General features: G+C 67.8%; 19 protein-coding genes. 7 read left to right on the top strand and 12 right to left on the bottom strand.

Annotated elements, in window-relative coordinates; all coding sequences use genetic code 11:
- The first annotated feature begins 4 nt into the window (after positions 1–4).
- From GOAMI_RS00465 to GOAMI_RS00475, 3 genes are all read left to right on the top strand, one after another.
- Positions 5–877, top strand: coding sequence for an acyl-ACP desaturase (locus GOAMI_RS00465; RefSeq protein WP_006434414.1), 873 nt, complete (start codon positions 5–7; stop codon positions 875–877).
- Between the two features lie 349 nt (positions 878–1226).
- On the top strand, positions 1227–2534 hold the full coding sequence (gene phoH2 / locus GOAMI_RS00470) for an RNA 5'-3' helicase PhoH2 (protein ID WP_006434415.1): 1308 nt from the start codon (positions 1227–1229) through the stop codon (positions 2532–2534).
- Between the two features lie 571 nt (positions 2535–3105).
- Positions 3106–4050: a L,D-transpeptidase family protein gene (locus GOAMI_RS00475; protein ID WP_040004471.1), complete on the top strand. Its 945-nt coding sequence runs from the start codon at positions 3106–3108 to the stop codon at positions 4048–4050.
- Positions 4051–4068: 18 nt separating this feature from the next.
- Here the strand turns inward: GOAMI_RS00475 and GOAMI_RS00480 are convergent, their stop codons facing one another.
- The 3 genes from GOAMI_RS00480 to GOAMI_RS00490 all read right to left on the bottom strand — a co-directional run bounded on the left by GOAMI_RS00480 (position 4069) and on the right by GOAMI_RS00490 (position 6111).
- Positions 4069–4275: a hypothetical protein gene (locus tag GOAMI_RS00480; RefSeq protein WP_006434417.1), complete on the bottom strand. Its 207-nt coding sequence runs from the start codon at positions 4273–4275 to the stop codon at positions 4069–4071.
- Between the two features lie 154 nt (positions 4276–4429).
- Positions 4430–5296 carry a universal stress protein gene (locus GOAMI_RS00485; protein ID WP_006434418.1) on the bottom strand — a complete coding sequence of 289 codons (867 nt, stop codon included), beginning with the start codon at positions 5294–5296 and terminating at the stop codon, positions 4430–4432.
- 167 nt (positions 5297–5463) lie between these two features.
- Positions 5464–6111 carry a response regulator gene (locus tag GOAMI_RS00490; protein ID WP_006434419.1) on the bottom strand — a complete coding sequence of 216 codons (648 nt, stop codon included), beginning with the start codon at positions 6109–6111 and terminating at the stop codon, positions 5464–5466.
- Between the two features lie 246 nt (positions 6112–6357).
- Between GOAMI_RS00490 and GOAMI_RS00495 the strand changes: the two genes are divergently transcribed.
- Positions 6358–8085 carry a GAF domain-containing sensor histidine kinase gene (locus GOAMI_RS00495; RefSeq protein WP_006434420.1) on the top strand — a complete coding sequence of 576 codons (1728 nt, stop codon included), beginning with the start codon at positions 6358–6360 and terminating at the stop codon, positions 8083–8085.
- Between the two features lie 317 nt (positions 8086–8402).
- Here the strand turns inward: GOAMI_RS00495 and GOAMI_RS00505 are convergent, their stop codons facing one another.
- The 4 genes from GOAMI_RS00505 to glpX form a co-directional block, all read right to left on the bottom strand.
- Positions 8403–9104 (bottom strand): PIG-L deacetylase family protein, encoded by a 702-nt coding sequence (locus GOAMI_RS00505; RefSeq protein WP_006434421.1) that lies wholly within the window; start codon positions 9102–9104, stop codon positions 8403–8405.
- A gap of 13 nt (positions 9105–9117) precedes the next feature.
- Positions 9118–10548: a class II fumarate hydratase gene (locus GOAMI_RS00510; protein WP_006434422.1), complete on the bottom strand. Its 1431-nt coding sequence runs from the start codon at positions 10546–10548 to the stop codon at positions 9118–9120.
- Between the two features lie 7 nt (positions 10549–10555).
- On the bottom strand, positions 10556–12253 hold the full coding sequence (locus GOAMI_RS00515; RefSeq protein ID WP_006434423.1) for a fumarate hydratase: 1698 nt from the start codon (positions 12251–12253) through the stop codon (positions 10556–10558).
- A gap of 128 nt (positions 12254–12381) precedes the next feature.
- On the bottom strand, positions 12382–13377 hold the full coding sequence (gene glpX / locus GOAMI_RS00520) for a class II fructose-bisphosphatase (RefSeq protein ID WP_006434424.1): 996 nt from the start codon (positions 13375–13377) through the stop codon (positions 12382–12384).
- Positions 13378–13521: 144 nt separating this feature from the next.
- Here glpX and GOAMI_RS00525 point away from each other — a divergent pair, with 144 nt between their 5' ends.
- Positions 13522–14097, top strand: coding sequence for a DUF4245 domain-containing protein (locus tag GOAMI_RS00525; RefSeq protein WP_006434425.1), 576 nt, complete (start codon positions 13522–13524; stop codon positions 14095–14097).
- Positions 14098–14173: 76 nt separating this feature from the next.
- Positions 14174–14497: a hypothetical protein gene (locus GOAMI_RS00530; RefSeq protein WP_006434426.1), complete on the top strand. Its 324-nt coding sequence runs from the start codon at positions 14174–14176 to the stop codon at positions 14495–14497.
- A 2-nt stretch (positions 14498–14499) separates the two neighbouring features.
- Here the strand turns inward: GOAMI_RS00530 and GOAMI_RS00535 are convergent, their stop codons facing one another.
- From GOAMI_RS00535 to GOAMI_RS00545, 3 genes are read right to left on the bottom strand one after another with little or no spacing between them, the layout of a single operon-like run.
- Positions 14500–14739: an exodeoxyribonuclease VII small subunit gene (locus GOAMI_RS00535; RefSeq protein ID WP_006434427.1), complete on the bottom strand. Its 240-nt coding sequence runs from the start codon at positions 14737–14739 to the stop codon at positions 14500–14502.
- Entirely contained in the window at positions 14736–16004 is a 1269-nt protein-coding gene (gene xseA, locus GOAMI_RS00540) for an exodeoxyribonuclease VII large subunit (RefSeq protein ID WP_006434428.1), read from the bottom strand. Before xseA ends, GOAMI_RS00535 begins: the two co-directional genes overlap by 4 nt.
- Positions 16001–16729: a lipid droplet-associated protein gene (locus tag GOAMI_RS00545; protein WP_006434429.1), complete on the bottom strand. Its 729-nt coding sequence runs from the start codon at positions 16727–16729 to the stop codon at positions 16001–16003. Before GOAMI_RS00545 ends, xseA begins: the two co-directional genes overlap by 4 nt.
- A gap of 51 nt (positions 16730–16780) precedes the next feature.
- On the opposite strand from GOAMI_RS00545, the gene GOAMI_RS00550 reads away from it, so the two are divergent.
- A complete protein-coding gene (locus GOAMI_RS00550) occupies positions 16781–17734 on the top strand; it encodes a 4-hydroxy-3-methylbut-2-enyl diphosphate reductase (RefSeq protein WP_006434430.1) in 954 nt (317 codons plus the stop codon).
- Positions 17735–17749: 15 nt separating this feature from the next.
- On the opposite strand, the gene mycP is transcribed toward GOAMI_RS00550, so the two are convergent.
- Together mycP and eccD are read right to left on the bottom strand one after the other, a co-directional pair.
- Entirely contained in the window at positions 17750–19147 is a 1398-nt protein-coding gene (mycP, locus tag GOAMI_RS00555; protein WP_006434431.1) for a type VII secretion-associated serine protease mycosin, read from the bottom strand.
- Complete coding sequence (gene eccD / locus GOAMI_RS00560) at positions 19147–20700, bottom strand: type VII secretion integral membrane protein EccD (protein ID WP_006434432.1); 1554 nt, start codon at positions 20698–20700, stop codon at positions 19147–19149. The genes mycP and eccD overlap by 1 nt, the downstream gene beginning before the upstream one ends.
- Positions 20701–20783: the final 83 nt, after the last annotated feature.

The following is a 20783-nucleotide window of genomic DNA, read 5'->3' on the forward strand; positions in this document are numbered from 1 at the left end:
AGCGATGAACGCACTCACTGAAGACGACCTGATCATCGCGCTCGAGAAGGCTCTTCCCGAGATCGCGGAAGACCACCAGTCGGCCGCCAGCCCGTGGAACCCGCACGACTGGGTGCCGTGGGACGACGGACGCAACTTCGCGTTTCTCGGCGGAGACGACTTCGACCCGTCGCAGGCCACGCTGTCCGACGAGGCACGTGCCGGGCTGCTGGCGCTCCTCCTCACCAAGGACAACCTGCCGTCCTACCACCGCGTGCTGGCGAAGCACTTCCCGGCCTTCTCCGAATGGCGTCAGCTGATCGGCGTGTGGACCGCGGAGGACAACAGGCACTCCATCGTGCTGCGCGACTACCTCGTCGTGCGCCGCGCGATCGACCCGGTGGACGCCGAGGACCGGCGACTCGTCCACGTCACCAAGGGCTACCGGCAGACCCCGGAGCAGGTCGATCCGCTCGGCCCGCTGGATGTGCTCGCATTGATGGCCGTGCACGAGAACCAGTGCGTCAGCTTCATCAAGCGGATGTCGGCGGTCGCCGCCGACGACGTCCTGGTGCAGATCCTCGCCAAGATCTCGGCCGACGACCAGCAGCAGGCCAACACCTTCGGTGCGTTCCTCAACGCCGGCATCGTCGCCGATCAGGACGCCACCGTCATCGCGATCGACTCCGCGCTGGCGGTGGGCCGGGCCGAGGCCATCGGTCACGACATCGATGATTTCGAGGCCGAGCGCGCACTGATCGCCGACTACGAGAACTCCGACACCTGGCGGGACATCGCCGCCACCCTCGCCGACGCGGTCAAGCTCGACTCCGTGGAGGGGCTGGGCGAGGAGGCCGAGGCGGCGCGCCAGCGCATCCTCTCGCGCGCTCGCGGCTAGACGCGGCCCACCGCTCCCAGAACTCGCGCACGGCGCCATCAGGACGACGAATGTCCTGGTGGCGCCGTTTGCGTCCCTGGAGCAGACGATACTGCGGTTAACGCGAAATTCACGCCGACACACCTGATTCGGGCGCGCCGCTCGAGAATCCAACGCGTACGTTGTCGAGTACGGACCGCGGGGAAGCGGTTCGTCCGGGAGGTTCGATTCGTGGATTGCAGCAGCAACGCGAGGGGGCCGGCCCCGGTCCTCGTCCACCTCGGCTGACGCCGAGGGCAACGGACTTCGACCGGCCGGTCAACTGCGAGAACTGGTTTGTGCGGGCGCCGCATGAACGTAGGAGCCCCACGTGACCACACGCACCTACGTCCTCGACACTTCCGTGCTGCTGTCCGACCCCTGGGCGGTCATGCGCTTCGCGGAGCACTCAGTGGTGTTGCCACTGGTGGTCATCAGCGAACTCGAGGGCAAACGTCACCACCACGAGCTCGGCTGGTTCGCACGTGAGGCGTTGCGCATGCTCGACGACCTGCGGCTGGCACACGGCCGGCTCGATCTGCCGATCGAGATCGGCGATGAGGGCGGCACCCTCCAGGTGGAGCTCAACCACACCGATCCGGCCGTCCTGCCGGCCGGTTTCCGCACCGACAGCAACGATTCCCGGATTCTGGCCTGTGCGCTGAACCTGCGTGCCGAGGGCAAGGACGTCACCCTCGTGTCCAAGGACACGCCGCTCCGGGTGAAGGCCGGCGCGGTCGGTCTGGCCGCGGACGAGTACCACGCACAGGACGTGGTGGTCTCCGGGTGGTCGGGGATGACCGAACTCGACGTCGAGACCTCGACGATCGACGCGCTGTTCGCCGACGGCGTCATCGACCTCGACGAGGCCAGGGAGCTGCCCTGCCACACCGGCATCCGCCTTCTCAGTCCGTCGTCGAGTGCCCTCGGTCGCGTCAATCCGGACAAGCGCGTGCAGCTGGTGCGGGGAGACCGGGAGGCGTTCGGCCTGCACGGGCGTTCCGCGGAACAGCGCGTCGCCCTCGACCTGCTCCTCGACGACAGCGTCGGCATCGTCTCGCTCGGCGGAAAGGCGGGGACAGGCAAGTCGGCGCTGGCACTGTGCGCCGGTCTCGAGGCGGTCCTGGAACGCCGGACCCAGCGCAAGGTGGTGGTGTTCCGGCCGCTGTACGCGGTCGGCGGCCAGCAACTCGGCTACCTCCCGGGTGGTGAGGCCGAGAAGATGGGTCCGTGGGCACAGGCGGTGTTCGACACCCTGGAGGGGCTCGCCTCACCGGAGGTCATCGAGGAGGTGCTGAGCCGCGGGATGCTGGAGGTGCTGCCGCTGACGCACATCCGTGGTCGGTCACTGCACGATTCGTTCGTCATCGTCGACGAGGCACAGTCGCTGGAACGCAACGTCCTGCTGACGGTGCTGTCGCGACTGGGATCGGGATCGCGCGTGGTGCTCACCCACGACGTCGCGCAACGCGACAATCTTCGAGTGGGCCGGCATGACGGCGTGGCCGCGGTCATCGAGAAGCTGAAGGGGCATCCGCTCTTCGCGCACATCACGCTCACCCGTAGCGAACGGTCGCCGATTGCAGCGCTGGTGACGGAAATGCTGGAGGAGTTCGGGCCGTCCGCGCCGGGAGCGTAGCGAGCGGGCGACAATCGGCTGTGAAAAGAAGGAAGGCCGCGACGATTCGCTGAGGGGAGGGAATCGGCGCGGCCTTCCGTCTGGTCCACCGCTGTGTTCGGCGTTGTCACGCTGCGAACCTCAGTGGCGGACCGGTCTCTCGGACGCGATCAGGCTGCGCCGCCGTCGACGCCACTGAGCGCCTTGAGCAGATCGATGAGGGCTGTCACAACTTCGATGTCTCGAGGGAACCCATTGTTTCTCCTTTGTCGGTGGTGTTCCGATCGGCGATGTCGCTGATCGACTTTCGCCATTTCCGACGCTAACGATTTTGTTTCGTTCCTGCAAAGGAAAGCTCGGTGAATTACCAGGGACGTGGTTGAACAATTGGTCTTCCGACGCATTGTCCTGCGCGGCGAGCAATGGATCATCGTTGATTTTCCATCGAGAATCGACAGCCGTCTCGGCGGTCGGAATGAGGTCGGAGGTCGGGATGCTTGATCTGATCCTCATTGCACCGTGACCATCACGTGACTCATGAGATCTTGCGCACTGTCACACTGGTGTGGTGCTGAAGTTACTGATGAGGCGAATGAGACTTCTGGGACTATTGGTGATAGCGGTGCTCGCCGCGTGTGCCGGTGGCGCGGGTCAGGCCTTCGCCGAGCCGGAGCCGACCACCCCGACCACTCCGGGGAGTCCGACGGGACCGGGAGCGGCGACGGGACTGGGCATCCCGGTGCTCGACGACGTGCTCGACCAGCTGTCCGGTGACAGCGGTTCCGCAGATGCGCCCGGCGGCGTCGAGCGTGCCGGCGGGGCGACCGGCCAGATGATCGTGGTGACCGCGCCCAAGGCGTCGGACACGACTGCCACCCTCACGGCCTTCGAAAAGGGCGCCGACGGCAGCTGGAAGCCGGTTCTCGGGCCCGGCAAGGCCTTCCTCGGTTCCCTGGGCATGGGGGAACCGCAGGACAACGTGCCCCGCACGCCGCAGGGCACGTTCCCGCTCGACCAGGCGTTCGGTCGTCAGCAGAACCCGGGTACCAAAATGCCCTACATCAAGGTCGATCAGCAGGACTGGTGGGATTCCGATCCCAAGTCACCGACCTACAACACCCACGTGCGTCAGGCGCAGAGCCCCGGCGGTGACAGCGAGAACCTGTACAACTCGGGTCCGGTCTACGACTACGCCGTCAACATCGCGCACAACCCGCAGCGCACGCCCGGCAAGGCGTCGGCGATGTTCCTGCACGTGACCAACAACGAACCGACGATGGGCTGCGTCGCCATCGAACGCGAGCTGATGAAGAAGATCCTCGTCTGGCTCGACCCGGCGAAGAATCCGAAGATCACGATCGGCGTGAACCAGGGCGCGCCGACCGGCGAGGCGCACGGAGCAACCCCTCAAACAACTCCGGGTGCCACGCCGTCGACTCCCGACCTTCCTGCCTCCGATGAGCTGACCGGCCTGCTGTCGCAGCTGGTCGGCGCGGTGCCATCCCTCTTGGGTCTCGGCGCCGGGCTCGGCGGCTGAAGACACCGCCGCCGGATCTCACGGATCGCTGATCTCGAGGCGCGCCTGCCGGCAGGCAGGGCAGAAGGTCTCGTCGGCCCCGATGTGCCAGCCGTTGACCCTGGCCCAGTCGTCCCGGTCGGCCTGGGACAACGGCGATCGTGTGACGAAGCTGCGTCCGCAGCTGTCGCAGTACCGGTCGGCCGAACCCTCGGTTTCGGCGGCCAACGGGGATATGACTGTCATGACGGGACCTCTGTGGCTGGGTTTCGATTCGGGCCCTGTCGTCGCGTCGTCGGCGGACTCGCGACTTGGACGAACGACCACCTCAGTGTCACCGGATGTGATGTGGGTCTCACAGGGCCGAATGGCACATGGTTGGCCGATCCGCGGCCGCGGCTCAGCGGTCGTGGGGTACGACCATCACCGGGCACCGCGCGGATCGCAGGACCGACAGGCTCGTCGAGCCGAGTCTCATGCCGGCGAATCCGCCGCGGCCGCAGGCGCCCACGACGAGCAGTTGGGCTGCTTGGGCGTGGTCGAGAAGTGCGCGTGCGGGACGGTCCCGGGTTACCGCGCAGCGGATGGTGACCTGGGGATATCGGCGGCGTACCTCGGCCAGTTCATCATCGAGCCAGGCGTCGGCTCGGCTCCGATGGGTCGGCCAGTCGGACACCGTGCACGGCACGGACATGTCGGCGTCGCACCAGGCGTGGACGACTGTGACCGGCACGCTGCGCAGGGCAGCGGCGGCGAATGCGGCGCTGACCGCGCGCCGTCCGCCCGGGGAACCGTCGGTGCCGACCACGACGTTCGCCTGAGACCAATGCGCTGCGGTGTCCCGGACGACCGTCAACGGGCATCTGCAGTACTCGGCGAGGGCGATGGTCACCGACCCGAGAACCACCCGATGTCCGGCCATGTGCCCGCGGTTGCCCACGACGACCAACCGCGCCCGATCCGATGCGTCGAGCAGGGCGGCGATCGGCGGGGAGTCGACCACCTGGGTCGTGATCTTCAACGGGTCGGGGGTGTCCGTCGAATCCTCGACGACCCGGCGGGCCTCCGCCAGCGCACGTTCGAACCGGTCCCGAAGCGGATCGAGGACGTGCGGCTCGTCGGCCGACAGGTTCGCCGAGGCGATCATCTCGATCTCGGACCGGTGGAGAGCGGCGTCGCGTGCGGCCCAGCGTGCCGCCGCGCGTGCGGTGGCGGAACCGTCGATGCCGACGACAACGGGCCCGTCGGTGAATCTGGACGCGGTCACACGGCTGTCCCCTCTGGAGGTCACGCACCGAGCGCCGGGGTGTCCCGGCATTGGCTTCCGTTCTCCAGTACAGACCTCGGCGGGGGGCGAGTCATCGGGTAAAGAGTCCCCAGAATGGGGACCAATGACACGTTTGCGCTCGAGGTGGCGGGGTATGAGCGTGGAGCTCAGCGGCCGTTGCCCCGCTGCGCCACTTTCGCCGCGTACACCGCTGCCTGCGTACGGCGTTCCATGCCGAGTTTGCCGAGCAGCCGGGAGACGTAGTTCTTCACGGTCTTCTCCGCAAGGTGCATCCGCGCGGCGATCTGCCGATTGGTCAGCCCCTCGCCGAGGAGGGCGAGCAGAGTGCTCTCCTGCTCGCTCAATGCGTCGCCGGGCTTCTTCTCTTTCTCGCGCTGGGTGCGCAACCGGTCCATGAGGGCCGCGGCAGCGCGGTTGTCGAGCAGTGAACGGCCGGCGCCGACGTCGGTGATGGCACGTGCCAGCTCCATGCCGGTGATGTCCTTGATGACGTACCCGCTGGCGCCGGCGAGGATCGCGTCCATCATGGCCTCGTCGTCGGTCATCGAGGTCAGGATGAGGCAGCGCAGGCCGTCGACGCGGCTGAGCAGCTCGCGACACAGTTCGATCCCGTTGCCGTCAGGCAGGCGGACGTCGAGGACGGCCACATCGGGTTTCACGGTGGGGACGCGGGCGAGCGCCTGCGCGCAGGTCGCGGCCTCGCCGACCACCCGGACGTCGTCCTCGTGGTCCAGGAGTTCGACGAGGCCCCGTCGGACGATCTCGTGGTCATCGACGAGGAAAACCGAGATCATCGGCCACACCTCCCTCCGGCGCGGGTGCCGCTGAGACGAATTGTAGGACGACCCCAGACGTGTTTCACCCGGATTGCCCGGACCGGCAGATTCGCGCATATCCGGAATGTCCGTTTCACCACTGATGCGACGGTTCGCGGAATATCCAATTGCGGTGCGGGACTTACTGATCGAGGGCTTCGAAGTCATTTGTCGAGAATTATTCAACCGAATACTCGACGGATCGCAGGGTATATCATCCAGAATATGGTCCGCGAATTCCCGGAACGTGGCGCGAGGTCTATCGAACTACAGAATGCGCCGTCGCAGAAGCGATTGCGTGAGCTCCTCGGTAAGGTCGGCGACCGGATCACGCAGATCGCCGATGTTCGAGACCGCATCGACGGTCTGCTCGAAGCCATGCTGTCGGTGAGTTCCGAACTCGATCTGGAGACCACTCTCGAGTCGATCGTCGCCGCCGGAATCCGCTTGGTCGACGCCGAGTACGGCGCGCTCGGCGTTCTCGGCAGCGGATACGACCTCTCGGCTTTCCTCGCCCAGGGCATCAGCGAGGAGGTCCGCACCGAGATCGGAGACCTGCCGACGGGACGCGGCGTGTTGGGCCTGCTCATCGACGACCCGCGGGTGTTGCGGCTCGACGACCTCTCCGAGCACCCCGCGGCGGTAGGTTTCCCGCCGAATCATCCGCAGATGACCACCTTCCTGGGCGCCCCGATCCGGGTACGTGACGAGATCTTCGGCAACCTGTTCCTGACCGAGAAGAAGAACGGTGCACTGTTCACCGAGGACGACGAACTCGTCATCCAGGCACTGGCGGCGGCGGCGGGCATCGCCATCGAGAACGCCCGGCTCTACGAGCAGGCGCAGACACAGCTCGCCTGGATCGAGGCGAATCGGGACATCATCGCGGAGCTGCTGACGGGTGCCGACAACCAGGAGGTCCTCGAGGCGATTGCCCGCAAGGTGCTCACCCTGGCCGACGCCGACCTGGTCTGCATCGCCGAACCCCACGACCACGAGATGCCGCCCGAACTAGTGGAAGAACTCGTCGTCACGGTCGCCGAGGGCATCGACGCCGATGTCTTTCGCGGGCGGACCGTGCCCACCAGGGGCTCGACCTCCGGCGACGCTTTCCGGCGACGCCGGCCGGTTCTGCGTGACCAACTCGAGTACGACATCTCCGGGCACTCCTCGGCATGGCACGGTCCGGTCATGGTCGCCCCGCTGCGCACGGTGGAGTCGACCCGTGGAGTGCTGATCGCCGTGCGGTCCAAGGGACGCGACGCGTTCGCAGAGGACCTGCTGAGCCTGAGCGCGGACTTCGCCGATCAGGCGGCCCTGGCACTCCAGCTGGCCAGCGCGGCGAACCAGACCCAGCAGATGCGGGTGCTGGAGGATCGCGAACGAATCGCGCGCGACCTGCACGATCACGTGATCCAGCGGATCTTCGCCGAGGGGCTGACGCTACAGGCGACGCTGCAGCGCACTCAGTCACCCGAGATCCGGGCCCGGCTGACGCGATCCATCAACAATCTGCAGGACATCGTGCAGGACGTGCGCTCGACGATCTTCGATCTGCAGGCGGAAGAATCCGAGACCACACGTCTCCGTCAACGCGTGCAGGAGACGATCGATCAGCAGGTCGACGATCTGCCGATACAGACCTATGTGCGGATGGCGGGACCGCTGTCGATCGTCGAGCCGCGACTCGCCGACCAGGTGATCGCGGTGGTCCGCGAGGCGTTGAGCAATGCGGTCCGGTACGCCCACGCCACGACGCTGACGGTCGCGATCTCGGTCGCCGACGACCTGGCCGTGGAGGTCACCGACGACGGGGTCGGGCTGGATGAGGACGTCACCCCGAGCGGGCTGACCAACATGCGGCGCCGAGCCGAGGAACTGGGCGGGACCTTCGCGCTGATGACACCCGGGGCGGGCCACGGGTTGTCCGTGCGGTGGACCGTTCCGCTCTAGTTCGCGTCGTCGCGTCGGGTCACGTGGTGGGGCCGGCCCACGGACCGGTGTCGTGGTCGGCCGGCAATCGCCAGGCCGACGTCCGCTCGGTCACCCATGCCACGGCCTGCACTCCCGACAGGAGGCCGAAGAGAACGACGAGCCAGATGGAGAGCCCGACGAGAGCGCAGACGGCGAAGCTGCGAGGAATGCGACGAGAACACCGGTGAGAGTGATGACCGGTCACCTCCTACGTACTTGGAGGAGACTCTCGGGGGTTCGAGAGACTGACCCTCACACTTTCTCCTGGTGGCGAACTTTTCGCGAGAGGCCGAAGGTCACATGTTGATGGGTCGTTTGAGCTCGAAGCCCGCCGTGCGCACACCCTCGGCGCCCTCCCGCGGCGCGGTCGCCCGGTCGATCTGGGCGCGTGCCTGATCGAGGACGGGAGTGTCCGGGTCGAGGACCGACAGGTAGCGGTCGTGCGCGGCGAGAGACCGGACGGCGACCTCGAACTGCTCGTCGACGTCGACCGCATGCGTTGCCGCCGGACCGTTCTCGAACAACCACGCGGGCACCTCGTCGTATCCGGCCGCGACCAGGGCGTCGTAGGAGTCGAGCACGGCCGCGGCGAACTCCATGTGATCGCGTTGATTCGGCTGGCCGGGGGCCCATTCGGGACCCCCGTACAATGACAGGATCACCTGCGGCGCAATGCGTTCGATGGTCTCGGTGATCTTCGCCCGGAGTTCGCGGGTGTTACGGATGTCGCTGTCGGGGAACCCCCAGAACTCCACCTCGTCGACGCCGACGATCGACGCGGAGGCGCGCTGTTCGGCTTCGCGCAGCGGTCCGCATTCGGCCGGTGACATTCCCTCGATGCCGCGTTCGCCGCTGGAGGCGAGCGCGTAGACCACCCGCCTGCCCTCACCGGTCCATCGCGCGACCGCTGCCGCCATCCCGTACTCCGGGTCGTCGGGGTGGGCGACGAGGACGAGTGCGGTCTGCCAGTCCGTGGGGAACGCCTTCAGGTTCGTCATGGCCCGGCCGTACTCAGCGTTCCCGGTCGAGATTGGCCATCTTGAGAACGTCGAGGCGCGCGTCGAGTTCCTCCTCGCTGAGCTTGTCGCCCACGAGGCCCCGATCGATCACGGTCTGGCGGATCGTCTTGCCCTCCTTGAGGGCCTGTTTGGCGACCGCGGCGGCCTCCTCGTAGCCGATCGCGCTGTTGAGCGGTGTGACGATCGACGGGGAGCTCTCGGCCAGGGTGCGGAGACGGTCGACGTTGGCCTGCAATCCCGAGATGCAGCGGTCGGCGAACAGTCGGGACACGTTGGCCAGCAGCTTGAGTGACTCGAGGACGTTGCGGGCCATCATCGGGATGTAGACGTTGAGTTCGAAGGCGCCGTTGCCGCCGCCCCAGGTGACCGCCGCGTCGTTGCCGACGACCTGGGCCGCCACCTGCGTGACCGCCTCGGGCAGAACGGGATTGACCTTGCCCGGCATGATCGAACTGCCCGGCTGGAGGTCGGGGAGCAGGATCTCGCCCAGGCCGGTCAGCGGTCCCGAGCCCATCCACCGGACGTCGTTGGCGATCTTGGTGAGCGACACCGCGATCGTCTTCAGCTGACCGGACAGTTCGACGAGCCCGTCCCGGGCGGCCTGCGCCTCGAAGTTGTCCTTGGCCAACGAGAGTTCCTCGACGCCGGTGCGGCGGACGAGTTCGGCGACCACCTTGGTGCCGAAGCCGGCCGGCGCGTTGAGTCCGGTGCCCACCGCGGTGCCGCCGATGGGCAGCTCGCCGACACGCGGCAGGGTCGCGGTGACGCGCTCGATGCCGGCCTCCACCTGCCGTGCATACCCGGCGAACTCCTGGCCGAGGGTCACCGGCACCGCGTCCATCAGGTGTGTGCGGCCGCTCTTGACCACGTCACGCCACTCGGTTGCCTTGTCGGACAGTGCCTTCCGGAGATGGTCGAGCGCCGGGACGAGGTCGGTGACGACGGCCTCGGTCGCCGCGACGTGCGTGGCGGTCGGGAACGTGTCATTCGACGACTGCGACATGTTGACGTGGTCGTTGGGATGCACGTCCACCCCGTTGGCCTTCGCGATCGATGCGATGACCTCGTTGGTGTTCATGTTCGAACTCGTGCCCGACCCGGTCTGGAAGACGTCGATCGGGAACTGGTGGTCGTGGTTGCCGTCGGCGATCTCGGTGGCCGCCGCGATGATCGCGTCGGCCCGCTCCGCGTCGAGGAGTCCCAGATCCTTGTTGACCGTGGCGCAGGCCGCCTTCAGCAGGCCCATGGCGCGGATCTGCGTCCGCTCCAGCGGGCGATGGCTGATGGGGAAGTTCTCCACCGCCCGCTGCGTCTGGGCGCGCCACAGAGCATCGACGGGCACCTGCACCTCGCCCATCGTGTCGTGCTCGGTGCGGTATTCCTGCTTGTCCGGTGCCTCGTTCTTGCCCTGTGCCTCGGTCATAGGTGTTCTACTCCTTCGATCGAATCCTTATGCCGCTCAGCGGGACGTTGACGGCCCCACTCGGGTCGGTGAAAAAGTCGTTGCCCTTGTCGTCAACAACGATGAAGGCCGGAAAATTCTCGACCTCGATCTTCCACACTGCCTCCATCCCGAGCTCGGGGTACTCGATGATCTCCTGGCTCTTGATGCAGTCGAGCGCCAGTCGGGCGGCCGGGCCGCCGATCGAGCCGAGGTAGAAGCCGCCGTGCGAGTTGCACGCCTCGGTGACCTGCTTGGAACGATTTCCCTTGGCCAGCATGACCATCGAGCCGCCGGCGGCCTGGAACTGCTCGACGTAGGAGTCCATGCGGCCGGCGGTCGTGGGACCGAACGAACCGGAGGCCATGCCCTCCGGGGTCTTGGCCGGACCGGCGTAGTACACCGGGTGATCGCGCAGGTAATCGGGCATCGGCTCGCCGGCGTCGAGGCGTTCCTTGATCTTCGCGTGAGCGATGTCGCGGGCCACCACCAGGGGGCCCGTCAGCGACAGGCGTGTCTTGACCGGGTACTGCGACAGCTGTGCCAGGATCTCGGTCATCGGGCGGTTGAGATCGACCTCGACCACCTCGCCGCCCGAGATGTCCTCCGCCACACCGGCAGCCGGCATGTACTCGGCCGGGTCGGTCTCGAGCTGCTCGAGGAACACCCCGTCGGCGGTGATCTTGCCGAGCGCCTGCCGGTCGGCCGAACACGACACCGCGATGGCCACCGGGCACGACGCGCCGTGGCGGGGCAGACGCACGACGCGGACGTCGTGGCAGAAGTACTTGCCGCCGAACTGGGCGCCGATGCCGAAGGACTGGGTCAGCTTGAAGACCTCGTCCTCGAGCTCGAGGTCGCGGAAGCCGTGCGCCGACATCGAACCCTCCGTCGGCAGGTTGTCGAGGTAGTGCGCGGAGGCGTATTTGGCGGTCTTCAGCGCGAATTCGGCTGAGGTGCCACCGATCACGACGGCCAGGTGATAGGGCGGGCAGGCCGCGGTGCCGAGCGAGCGGATCTTCTCGTCGAGGAACTCGAGGATGGACTTCGGGTTGAGGATGGCCTTGGTCTCCTGGAACAGGAAGGACTTGTTGGCCGACCCGCCACCCTTGGCCATGAACAGGAACTTGTACTCCGGGCCCTTGGGGCCCTGCTCGGTGGCGTAGATCTCCACCTGGGCCGGGAGGTTGGTCCCGGTGTTCTTCTCGTCGTACGTGGTCAGCGGTGCGAGCTGCGAATAGCGCAGGTTGAGCTGCGTGTAGGCGTCGTAGACACCCCTCGAGATCGCCTCGGCGTCGTCGGTGCCGGTCAGCACGCCCTCGCTCTTCTTGCCCATCACGATCGCGGTGCCGGTGTCCTGGCACATCGGCAGGACGCCACCGGCGGAGATGTTGACGTTCTTGAGCAGGTCGAGGGCCACGAAGCGGTCGTTGCCCGATGCCTCGGGGTCGTCGATGATCTTGCGGAGCTGCGCGAGGTGGGCCGGGCGCAGGTAGTGGCTGATGTCGTGCATGGCCTCGGCGGTGAGCTTGCGGATCGCCTCCGGCTCCACCTTGAGGAACGTCTGTCCGCCGGCTTCGAACGTCGAGACACCCTCGGTGGTGATGAGTCGGTAGGGGGTCTCGTCGGCGCCGATGGGGAGCAGATCAGAGTAGAGAAACTCGGGGGCTGAGGGTGGTTTACTCACGCACCGGATCGTATCGCCCCAGCAAAACGGCCCCACGTCAGAGGTGACCGGACTCGTGAGATGGATCACGGTCGCAGCTCCCCGACGCGGGGCCGTTTGCTCGGTGTGTCAGAGGTCGACGCCGGGCGTCAGAGACTGATGCGGGCGTACTCGCGCAGCTTGGCCGGCTTGTGGACGGCCTCGATGCGGCGGACGGTGCCCGACTTCGATCGCATGACCAGCGAACGAGTGGTCGCACCGTTGGGACGGTAGGTGACGCCGCGCAGCATGTCGCCGTTGGTGACACCGGTCGCGCAGAAGAAGCTGTTCTCGCCGCTCACCAGGATGTCGTTGGTCAGGACCCGGTCGAGGTCGTGACCCGCGTCGATGGCCTTCTGGCGCTCCTCGTCGTTGCGGGGCCACAGCTTGCCCTGGATCTCGCCGCCCATGCACTTCATCGCGACGGCCGTGATGATGCCCTCGGGGGTGCCACCGACGCCCATCAGCATGTCGACGGTCGAGTAGTCGTCGGCGGCCGCCACGGCGCCGGCGACGTCACCGTCGGAGATGAGGCGGATCTTGGCGCCGGCCTGGCGGATCTCGCCGATGAGATCGGCGTGGCGGGGCCGGTCGAGGACGATGACGGTGAGGTCGGCGACGTCGATGCCCTTGGCCTTGGCGACCGAGTTGATGTTCCACTCGACCGACTCGTTGATGTTGATGGCGCCCTTGGCGTCCGGACCCACGGCGATCTTGTCCATGTAGAACACGGCCGACGGGTCGTACATGGTGCCGCGTTCGCTGACCGCGATCACCGAGATCGAGTTGGGGCGGCCCTCGGCCATCAGGGTGGTGCCGTCGATGGGATCGACCGCGACATCGCAGTCGGGGCCCTCGCCGTTGCCGACCTCTTCGCCGTTGTACAGCATCGGCGCCTCGTCCTTCTCGCCCTCGCCGATCACGACGACGCCGCGCATGGAGACCGTCGAGAGGAGCTGGCGCATCGCGTCCACCGCCGCGCCGTCGCCGCCGTTCTTGTCACCGCGACCCACCCAGCGGCCGGCCGCGAGTGCAGCCGACTCCGTCACACGGACCAATTCCATCGCGAGGTTGCGATCGGGTGCCTGGTGGTTGCTGGCTGTCATGGGCTTCGGCTCCTCATGTGTGGCCCCGATCTCAGTGGGTCGCAGCCCCTGGGATCCGTGGGTGTGGCGGTGATCTCAGGGACCATCCTTGCATGTCACACCGGCCGTTCGGTGACTGACCCTGGTAGTGGGATACTCGGCGACATGGCAGACAAACCGCGCATTCTCATCAACGGCAAGGACATGTTCTGGTCGTTGGTGCCGCTGATCGCGCTGTGTGCATTGGTGGCGATCGCGTCGGGGAATTGCTCGGTCGGCTTGAATCAGGACCCCGCAGACAGCAAGGTGCCCGCGTTCGACGTGGTCACCGCACTGGACGCCGACGCCCGGCAGATGCCGTTCCCGATCCGCCGGCCGCCCACACCCGAAGGATGGAAGCCCAACTCCGGCTCGTCGGATGCGATCGAGGGACATCGGGTCAGCACCGTCGGCTGGCTCAGTGCGAGCAAGGCCTATGTGCAGCTGAGTCAGACCGACGCCTCGGAGGACCTGCTGGTGCCGTACCTCGGCGGGAGCGGTGACGAGTACGCGGACACCACCGGCACCGGTACCCGCGAAGCGGGTGGCCGGCAGTGGGTGACCTACGAGACCTCCGAGGGCAAGAAGTTCTGGATCGCCGACTTCGGCGATGTCCGGATCGGCGTGCTCTCCCGGGGACCGGACTCCGACATCGAGACGATCGCGTCGTCGGTGGCGACGCAGCCACCGCTCGATGCCTGAGTGGAGACGATTCGAGTAGCCGACTACTCGCGATGACGAGTGCCTCCGTTCATAGCGTCTGCTCCAGGAGGCGCTCATGTCCGGGGAATTCTGGCACAGGTACAGGTGGACACCGGCGACGTCGTTGTCCGCACAGGCCGACGCCTGGCTGAACATCATGTGGGGACGACTCGTCCTCGTCGCGGTGCTCGTCGCACTGCTGGTGATCGTGGTTCCCGTGTACGGGGCCGGCGCGGCCGTTGCGGCGACCGGCGGTCAGGTCATCAGCGTGCCGTGCGTGCGAGTCGACCCACCGGCCGGCCGCCGGGAACCGCTGGTGCTCACCGATGGTCCGGTTCGAGCCGCCGAGCGGTCGCGGGTGTCCGCGGTCGACCAGCGGGTCCTCGTCGACTTCGACTGAGGTCACTCATCGTCGTCGTCGGCCGAATTCTTCTGTGCGATCACGGTTTCGATGCGTTCACGCGCGCCGCGGAGATGTTCTTCGCAGCGAGTCGCGAGCGCCTCGCCCCGTTCCCACAGGGCCAGTGAGGTGTCGAGATCGAGGCCACCGTGCTCGAGTGTGCTGACGATGTCGGCGAGTTCGTCGCGCGCCTCCTCGTATCCGAGTTCGGTGACCGGTGTGTACTCCTCGTCGGTGCTCACGAATCTCCTTCGTCGTCCGTGGACGTGGATGTGGGTGCCTCGGTGGCGGTGACGGTGGCCCTCGCCGCGCCGTCGGCGACGCGGATGCGTAGTTCGGCGCCCGCCGGCAGATCGTCGAGAGTGCTGACGACGTGGGTCACGTCGGTGTCGGTTCGTTGCACGACCGCGTAGCCACGCGCGAGGGTCTGGGCCGGGCCCAGGGTCGAGAGCCGGGCCGCGAGGTGCTCGTGGCGCCGGTCCTCGGTGTCGACGTGGCGTAGGACGTCGCGCCGCAGGGCACGCACCAGCTCGGCCACGTTCGCGGACTCCTGGTCGACGATCACGCCCGGCCGGGCGAGGACCGGACGTCGCCGCAGTCCGTCGATCACCCCGGTCTCGCGGCGCACCCAGTTGCGCAACGCCTGAGCGCTACGCCGGCGCAGGTCGTCGATCCCGGCGAGTTCGGCCTCGACGTCGGGCACCACTCGCTTGGCGGCGTCGGTCGGGGTGGCCGCACGCAGGTCGGCGACGAGGTCGAGCAGCGGATTGTCGGGCTCGTGCCCGATCGCGCTGACCACCGGCGTCCGACACCGCGAGACCGCCCGCAACAGCGCCTCGTCGGAGAACGGCAGCAGATCCTCGACGCTGCCGCCGCCGCGGGCGATGATGATCACCTCGACGTCGGGGTGGGCGTCGAGGTCGGCGAGGTGGGTCAGGATCCGTGCCACCGCCGTCGGGCCCTGCACGGGTGCCTCACGGATGTCCAGGCGCACGGCCGACCACCGGCTGGTGGCGACGCTGACCACGTCGTGCTGGGCGGCACTGGCCCGCCCGCTGATCAGCCCGATGGCGCGGGGCAGGAACGGCAGCGGACGTTTGAGCCGGCTGTCGAACAACCCCTCGGCGGCCAGCAGCTGACGGAGGCGTTCGATCCGCAGCAGCAGTTCGCCGACCCCGACCGGACGGATGTCGCTGATCCGCAACGACACCGTGCCGCGGCCCGTGTAATAACTCGGGCGGCCGAGGACGACCACGTGGCTGCCGTCGGTCAGCGGAACCTCGGTGCGCGTCAACAGATCCGGGCTGCACGTCACCGATATGGAGATGTCGGCGGCCGGGTCCCGCAGGGTGAGGAAGGCCGTGCGGGTGCCGGGGCGCCGGCTGATCTGGGTGACCTGACCCTCCACCCAGATCTGGCCCAATCGGTGTATCCAGTCGGCGATCTTCGTGTTGACCGTCCGTACCGGCCACGGATTCTCGGCCGAATTCGGCGAGGTCCCGCTCACGCCTCGGTGGAGCGCTTGTTCTGCGAGGCGATCCGGTTCTCGAGCATCGTGACGAACGGTGCGCGACCGCGGTTCGACTTCTCGTAGTCGACGAGGCTGGTGAGGTCGTCGGTGCCGACCGCCCGAAGACGTGCCCGCAACTGTGCCAGGGTCAGCGTGTCGTAGTCGATGAGTTCGACGATCTCGGGCGTCGAGCCGTTCTTCGACGCCGGGGCCGGGGTCGCCGGCGTCTCCGCGGCGTCCAGGACGTCTTCGGGCGCGGAGCTGTACAGCGCGAAACGGCCGGCATCGGCACGCGGCGGTGCGGCGGTGGTATCCGTGGCATCGGCGGGCTGGTCGCCCGGGTCGTTGCCGTCGGCGGCGGCCTCGATCTCGTCGTCGATGGTGGTGGCCTTCGTGGACGGCCTGGCGGGCTTCGCGGGCGTCTCGATCGGTACGTCGCCGGCGTGGGCGTCGGCGTCGGGGGCCGGGGTCTCGACGTCATCCTCGTCGAAGCGGGCCCACTCGGGCTGCTCGCTGGGCTTGTCGAAGATCATCTCCAGGACGGCGTCGCCCTTGATGGCGAGTTCGGCGATGTTCTGCTGGGCCCGCATACCTGCCTGCAGGGTCTGGCTGACCGCGGTCATCGGGAGGGTGACGAACAGCGCGGGAAGCTTGCGCGTCTCCTCGAGGGCGGTGACGATCAGACCTGCGGCGATACGGGCCGGGTAGGGTGCGCGATGCATGCCAACACTCTGCCATCACGGGCACCCGTCTGTAACCCGTACCCTGGAAGCATGTCTGTCACGAAGCGTGTCCTGCTCGCCGAACCTCGCGGCTACTGCGCGGGTGTCGACCGCGCGGTGGAGACGGTCGAGCGTGCTCTCGACAAGCACGGCGCTCCCGTCTATGTCCGCAAGGAGATCGTGCACAACCGCCACGTGGTCGAGACCCTGGCGGATCGCGGGGCGATCTTCGTGGGGGAGACCGACGAGGTGCCGGAGGGGGCGATCGTCGTGTTCTCCGCACACGGTGTCTCACCGCAGGTCCATGCGACCGCCGCGGAACGCAACCTGAAGACCATCGACGCGACCTGTCCGCTGGTGACGAAGGTGCACCAGGAGGCCAAGCGGTTCGCCCGCGACGACTACGACATCCTCCTGATCGGCCACGAGGGCCACGAGGAGGTCGAGGGGACGGCCGGTGAGGCGCCCGAGCACATCCAGCTGGTGGACGGCCCGGACAGTGTGGACTCGGTGACCGTGCGTGACGAGTCGAAGCTGGTCTGGCTGTCGCAGACCACGCTCTCGGTCGACGAGACCATGGAGACGGTGAGGCGCCTGCGCGAGAAGTTCCCGCTGCTCAACGATCCGCCCAGCGACGACATCTGTTACGCCACCCAGAACCGGCAGGTCGCCGTCAAGGCGATGGCCCCCGACTGCGATCTCGTCATCGTCGTCGGTTCCAAGAACTCGTCGAACTCGGTTCGCCTGGTCGAGGTGGCCCTACAGGCCGGCGCCAGGGCCGGCCACCTGGTCGACTACGCGCGCGAGATCGACGATGTCTGGCTCGAGGGCGTGAGCACGGTGGGCGTCACCTCCGGTGCGTCGGTGCCCGAGGTCCTCGTCCGCGGCGTGCTCGACTTCCTCGCCGAACGCGGCTACGACACGGTGGACACCGTCAACACCGCCAACGAGACACTGACCTTCGCGCTGCCGCGCGAGTTGCGGCCCGCGCGTACCACCAGCTGATCAGAATCTGTCTGATCAGAACTCGTCGGGGTCGAGCTTGCGCACCCGACGGTGGGGCAGCGCGATCGCCAGCACGGTCGCGATGAGCGCGGCGCTGACACCCGCCCCCGCGACGGCGACGTTGCGTGCGGTGTGGTCCGGCGGCGTCGGGGGTGCCGGTGCGGCGATCGGGGCCGACTGCGGCCCGGCCCGCTGATCGGCGGGTAGTTCCGCGGTCAGGGCGGAGACCGGGTCGACGACCCCGTGACCGATCCGCTGGTCGTGTCCGGTTCCCGGGGCGTGGGCGGTCGCCACGATCCGATCCATGACCTCCCGTGCGCTCAGGTCGGGGAACCGTGCCCGGACCAGAGCTGCGGTACCGGCGACGTAGGGTGCGGCGAAGCTCGTCCCGATCAGCGGCAGCGGCCCGTTCTCGCTCCGTTGCGCCGACACCAGACGGCCCGAACCCTTCGCGCTGTCGAGACTCACGATGTCGGTGCCCGGTGCCGCCACACCCACCCACGGGCCGTGGAGGCTGAAATCGCTCGGTGTGCCGGTCGCGGCGTCGATCGAGCCGACGGTGAGGACGTACGGCGAGTACCACGCGGGACTCGCGATCGTCGTCACCGCACTCCAGTCGTCCGGGTCGCCGGCGAGAGGCGTCGGATTCTGGCTCTGGCAGGCGCCGTCCCGGGTGATGTTGCCGGCCGCCGCCACCACCACGACGTCGCGGTCGTAGGCGTATCGGATCGCCGCCCCGAGTGCGCGGTCGTCGACCTTGTCGGCCGCCGACGCGCACGCGACCTCGGAGATGTTGATGACGGTGGCGCGCAGATCGACGGCGCGGACGATGGCGTGGGCGAGAGTACGGACCGAACCGTAGCCCGAGCCGACCGCCGGTGCGCCGTCGTCGGCGCGGCGATCGTTCTTGGCCTTGAAGGCGCTGCTGGACTGGCGGATGCCGATGATCGAAGCTGCGGGCGCGACCCCGGCGAAGGCGTCCGAGGTGCTCGGCCGGGCGGCGATGATGCCCGCGACCAGGGTGCCGTGGGCGTCGCAGTCCTCGAGTCCGGTGCCGTTCGAGACGTAGTCGCCGCCCGCGGTGACGCGCCCGAGTCGCGGGTGCGGTGTCACGCCGGTGTCGATGACGGCCACCCGCTGTCCGGCGCCACGGCTGAAGCGCCAGGCCTCCTCGAGATTCATCATCGATTGGGCGGCAGTCGGATTCGCGGTGTTGCGGGTGAGGGTCGCGGTGTTGCACAGATGGCTCTGCTCGGTCGGTTCCGGCGGTGCGACAGGTGCCGAACGGATCAGTGCCGATGCGTCGACCCGCGGCGGCGTGACTGCGGCGGCGGGGGAGGAGGTCAACCCGAGCAGGGTCGCGGTCAGCGCCAGCGCGAGAGGCGCCGCGATCCGGGTGCGTGCCCGGGACATCAGATCTCCCGGACGATCCGGTACAGGTCGAGCAACCACAGCAGCAGCGGGACGATGAGCGCGACGAGGATGTACTCGCCGATCTCCGCCCACCGGCGCATCACCGGGGAGAAATCCTGATGAGGCGCAACGACTCCGAAGACGAGCGCGGCGATCAGGACGACGCTGCCCAGGGCGAAGGACACGATCGGCCACCGGCCGTCCCCGAACGCCAGACCGACCAGCAGGGTGAGCACCACGAGCGAGCCGCCGATGATGAGGATCGCCGCCTGGAAGAGGTCGCTGTGGGACCGTCCGCGCAGGCACAGGACCACGCCGATGATCGCTGCGTAGGCCGCGTTCTTCCATTCGAAGCCGGCGAGGGGAGCGGCGGTGAGCACCGCCGAGATCGCGACGATGCCGGTGAGGCCGCCGATGATGCCGGTCAGGTACGCGTTGGCGATGTATGAGCGACGTTCCAGCGCATCGGCCTTCGGCAGTGCCGTGGCCCCGATCGCGCCGATTCCCTCGATCGACGGCTGCGGTTCGATGTCCTTGACGTCGATGGCCGCGCCCGCGGTGGGGACCGGCGGCAACGGCAGTTTGGCGAGCAGGATCGTCAGTCGTGGGGAGAGTCCGATCAGCAGCAGACCCACCGCCGCGACGACGGCCGCGACCTCCGCGACGTCGGCGTCGATGAGCATTCGGGCACCACATCCCAGGACGCCGACGAGTGCGGCGCTGGTCACCGCACTGTGGGCGGTCGCACCGACCGCGGTCATCCGGTAGGTGATGACCGCCGTGGCCAGGGTCAGCGCGAATCCGAGGGTCAGATGCGCGGCACCGAAGGAACCGGGCGTGAGGATCATGCCGGTCACGAATGCCATCGGCGCCGCGCAGACCGAGAGGATCGTCGAGCTGAGCTGATCCCGGTAGTAGCGCGCGACGATCGTGGCCGCGGTGATCAGTCCGATCACCGCCAGCCCGGATCCTCCCGCGGGCCACAGTGCGCCGCTGTCGAGTCGACTCGCGGCGAGCCCCGCCGCCGCGGCGACCGCCGCGACCAGGGCCAGTGCATGACCCACATACCTCGCCGAGGTCGCGGTCCAGCTCATGAACTGGGATTCGTTCAGTCGCGCAACGGCATCGACCACGTCGTCGAACAGGATCGGCGACTCACCCGTCCGGGTGGAGGTCAGCAGGAGAAGGTCGCCGTCGCGGATTCCCGACTCCGACAGCGAGCGGTGCAGGGCCAGCGGTTCCTGACCGACCAGGGCCAGGGTCCAGCGGTTCTGCCGGTCGTGCGGGCGGCCGCGGCCGCGGGAATCCGAGTCGGGGTCGTCCGGGTCGTGACGGTTGGGGTTGCGCGACTCGATCTGTGCGACGAGGTCACCGATGAGTCCGGCGATCGGGATGCCCGCGGGCAGTCCGACGTCGAGTTGGGTGTTGCCGCCCAGCACCGAAACACGTACGAGCTGCGGCTCGATTGCGGTGTCCGCGCGTCGACGGTCACCGCCACTGCCGTCCGCGGCGGTCGTCGGGTGTCCCGGCGCGAATCCGTCCACAGGTGACATACAGGTCAATCCTCCCCCAGGTTTCAGCAGCTAACATAGCCAACTTCAGCGGGTTCGCCCGCCCGGGGATACACAGCTCGAGG

The sequence above is a fragment of the Gordonia amicalis NBRC 100051 = JCM 11271 genome (assembly GCF_000332995.1).
GTDB lineage: Bacteria > Actinomycetota > Actinomycetes > Mycobacteriales > Mycobacteriaceae > Gordonia > Gordonia amicalis.

What these genes read in the sequence shown, in the direction of transcription:
- GOAMI_RS00465 (WP_006434414.1), top strand. Translation starts at nt 5, where the DNA reads ATGAACGCACTCACTGAAGACGACCTGATCATCGCGCTCGAGAAGGCT.
- GOAMI_RS00550 (WP_006434430.1), top strand. Translation starts at nt 16,781, where the DNA reads ATGTCTGTCACGAAGCGTGTCCTGCTCGCCGAACCTCGCGGCTACTGC.
- GOAMI_RS00510 (WP_006434422.1), bottom strand. Translation starts at nt 10,548, where the DNA reads ATGACCGAGGCACAGGGCAAGAACGAGGCACCGGACAAGCAGGAATAC.
- GOAMI_RS00545 (WP_006434429.1), bottom strand. Translation starts at nt 16,729, where the DNA reads ATGCATCGCGCACCCTACCCGGCCCGTATCGCCGCAGGTCTGATCGTC.
- GOAMI_RS00495 (WP_006434420.1), top strand. Translation starts at nt 6,358, where the DNA reads ATGGTCCGCGAATTCCCGGAACGTGGCGCGAGGTCTATCGAACTACAG.
- GOAMI_RS00490 (WP_006434419.1), bottom strand. Translation starts at nt 6,111, where the DNA reads ATGATCTCGGTTTTCCTCGTCGATGACCACGAGATCGTCCGACGGGGC.
- glpX (WP_006434424.1), bottom strand. Translation starts at nt 13,377, where the DNA reads ATGACAGCCAGCAACCACCAGGCACCCGATCGCAACCTCGCGATGGAA.
- GOAMI_RS00480 (WP_006434417.1), bottom strand. Translation starts at nt 4,275, where the DNA reads ATGACAGTCATATCCCCGTTGGCCGCCGAAACCGAGGGTTCGGCCGAC.
- GOAMI_RS00530 (WP_006434426.1), top strand. Translation starts at nt 14,174, where the DNA reads ATGTCCGGGGAATTCTGGCACAGGTACAGGTGGACACCGGCGACGTCG.
- eccD (WP_006434432.1), bottom strand. Translation starts at nt 20,700, where the DNA reads ATGTCACCTGTGGACGGATTCGCGCCGGGACACCCGACGACCGCCGCG.
- GOAMI_RS00525 (WP_006434425.1), top strand. Translation starts at nt 13,522, where the DNA reads ATGGCAGACAAACCGCGCATTCTCATCAACGGCAAGGACATGTTCTGG.
- GOAMI_RS00505 (WP_006434421.1), bottom strand. Translation starts at nt 9,104, where the DNA reads ATGACGAACCTGAAGGCGTTCCCCACGGACTGGCAGACCGCACTCGTC.
- GOAMI_RS00475 (WP_040004471.1), top strand. Translation starts at nt 3,106, where the DNA reads ATGAGACTTCTGGGACTATTGGTGATAGCGGTGCTCGCCGCGTGTGCC.
- mycP (WP_006434431.1), bottom strand. Translation starts at nt 19,147, where the DNA reads ATGTCCCGGGCACGCACCCGGATCGCGGCGCCTCTCGCGCTGGCGCTG.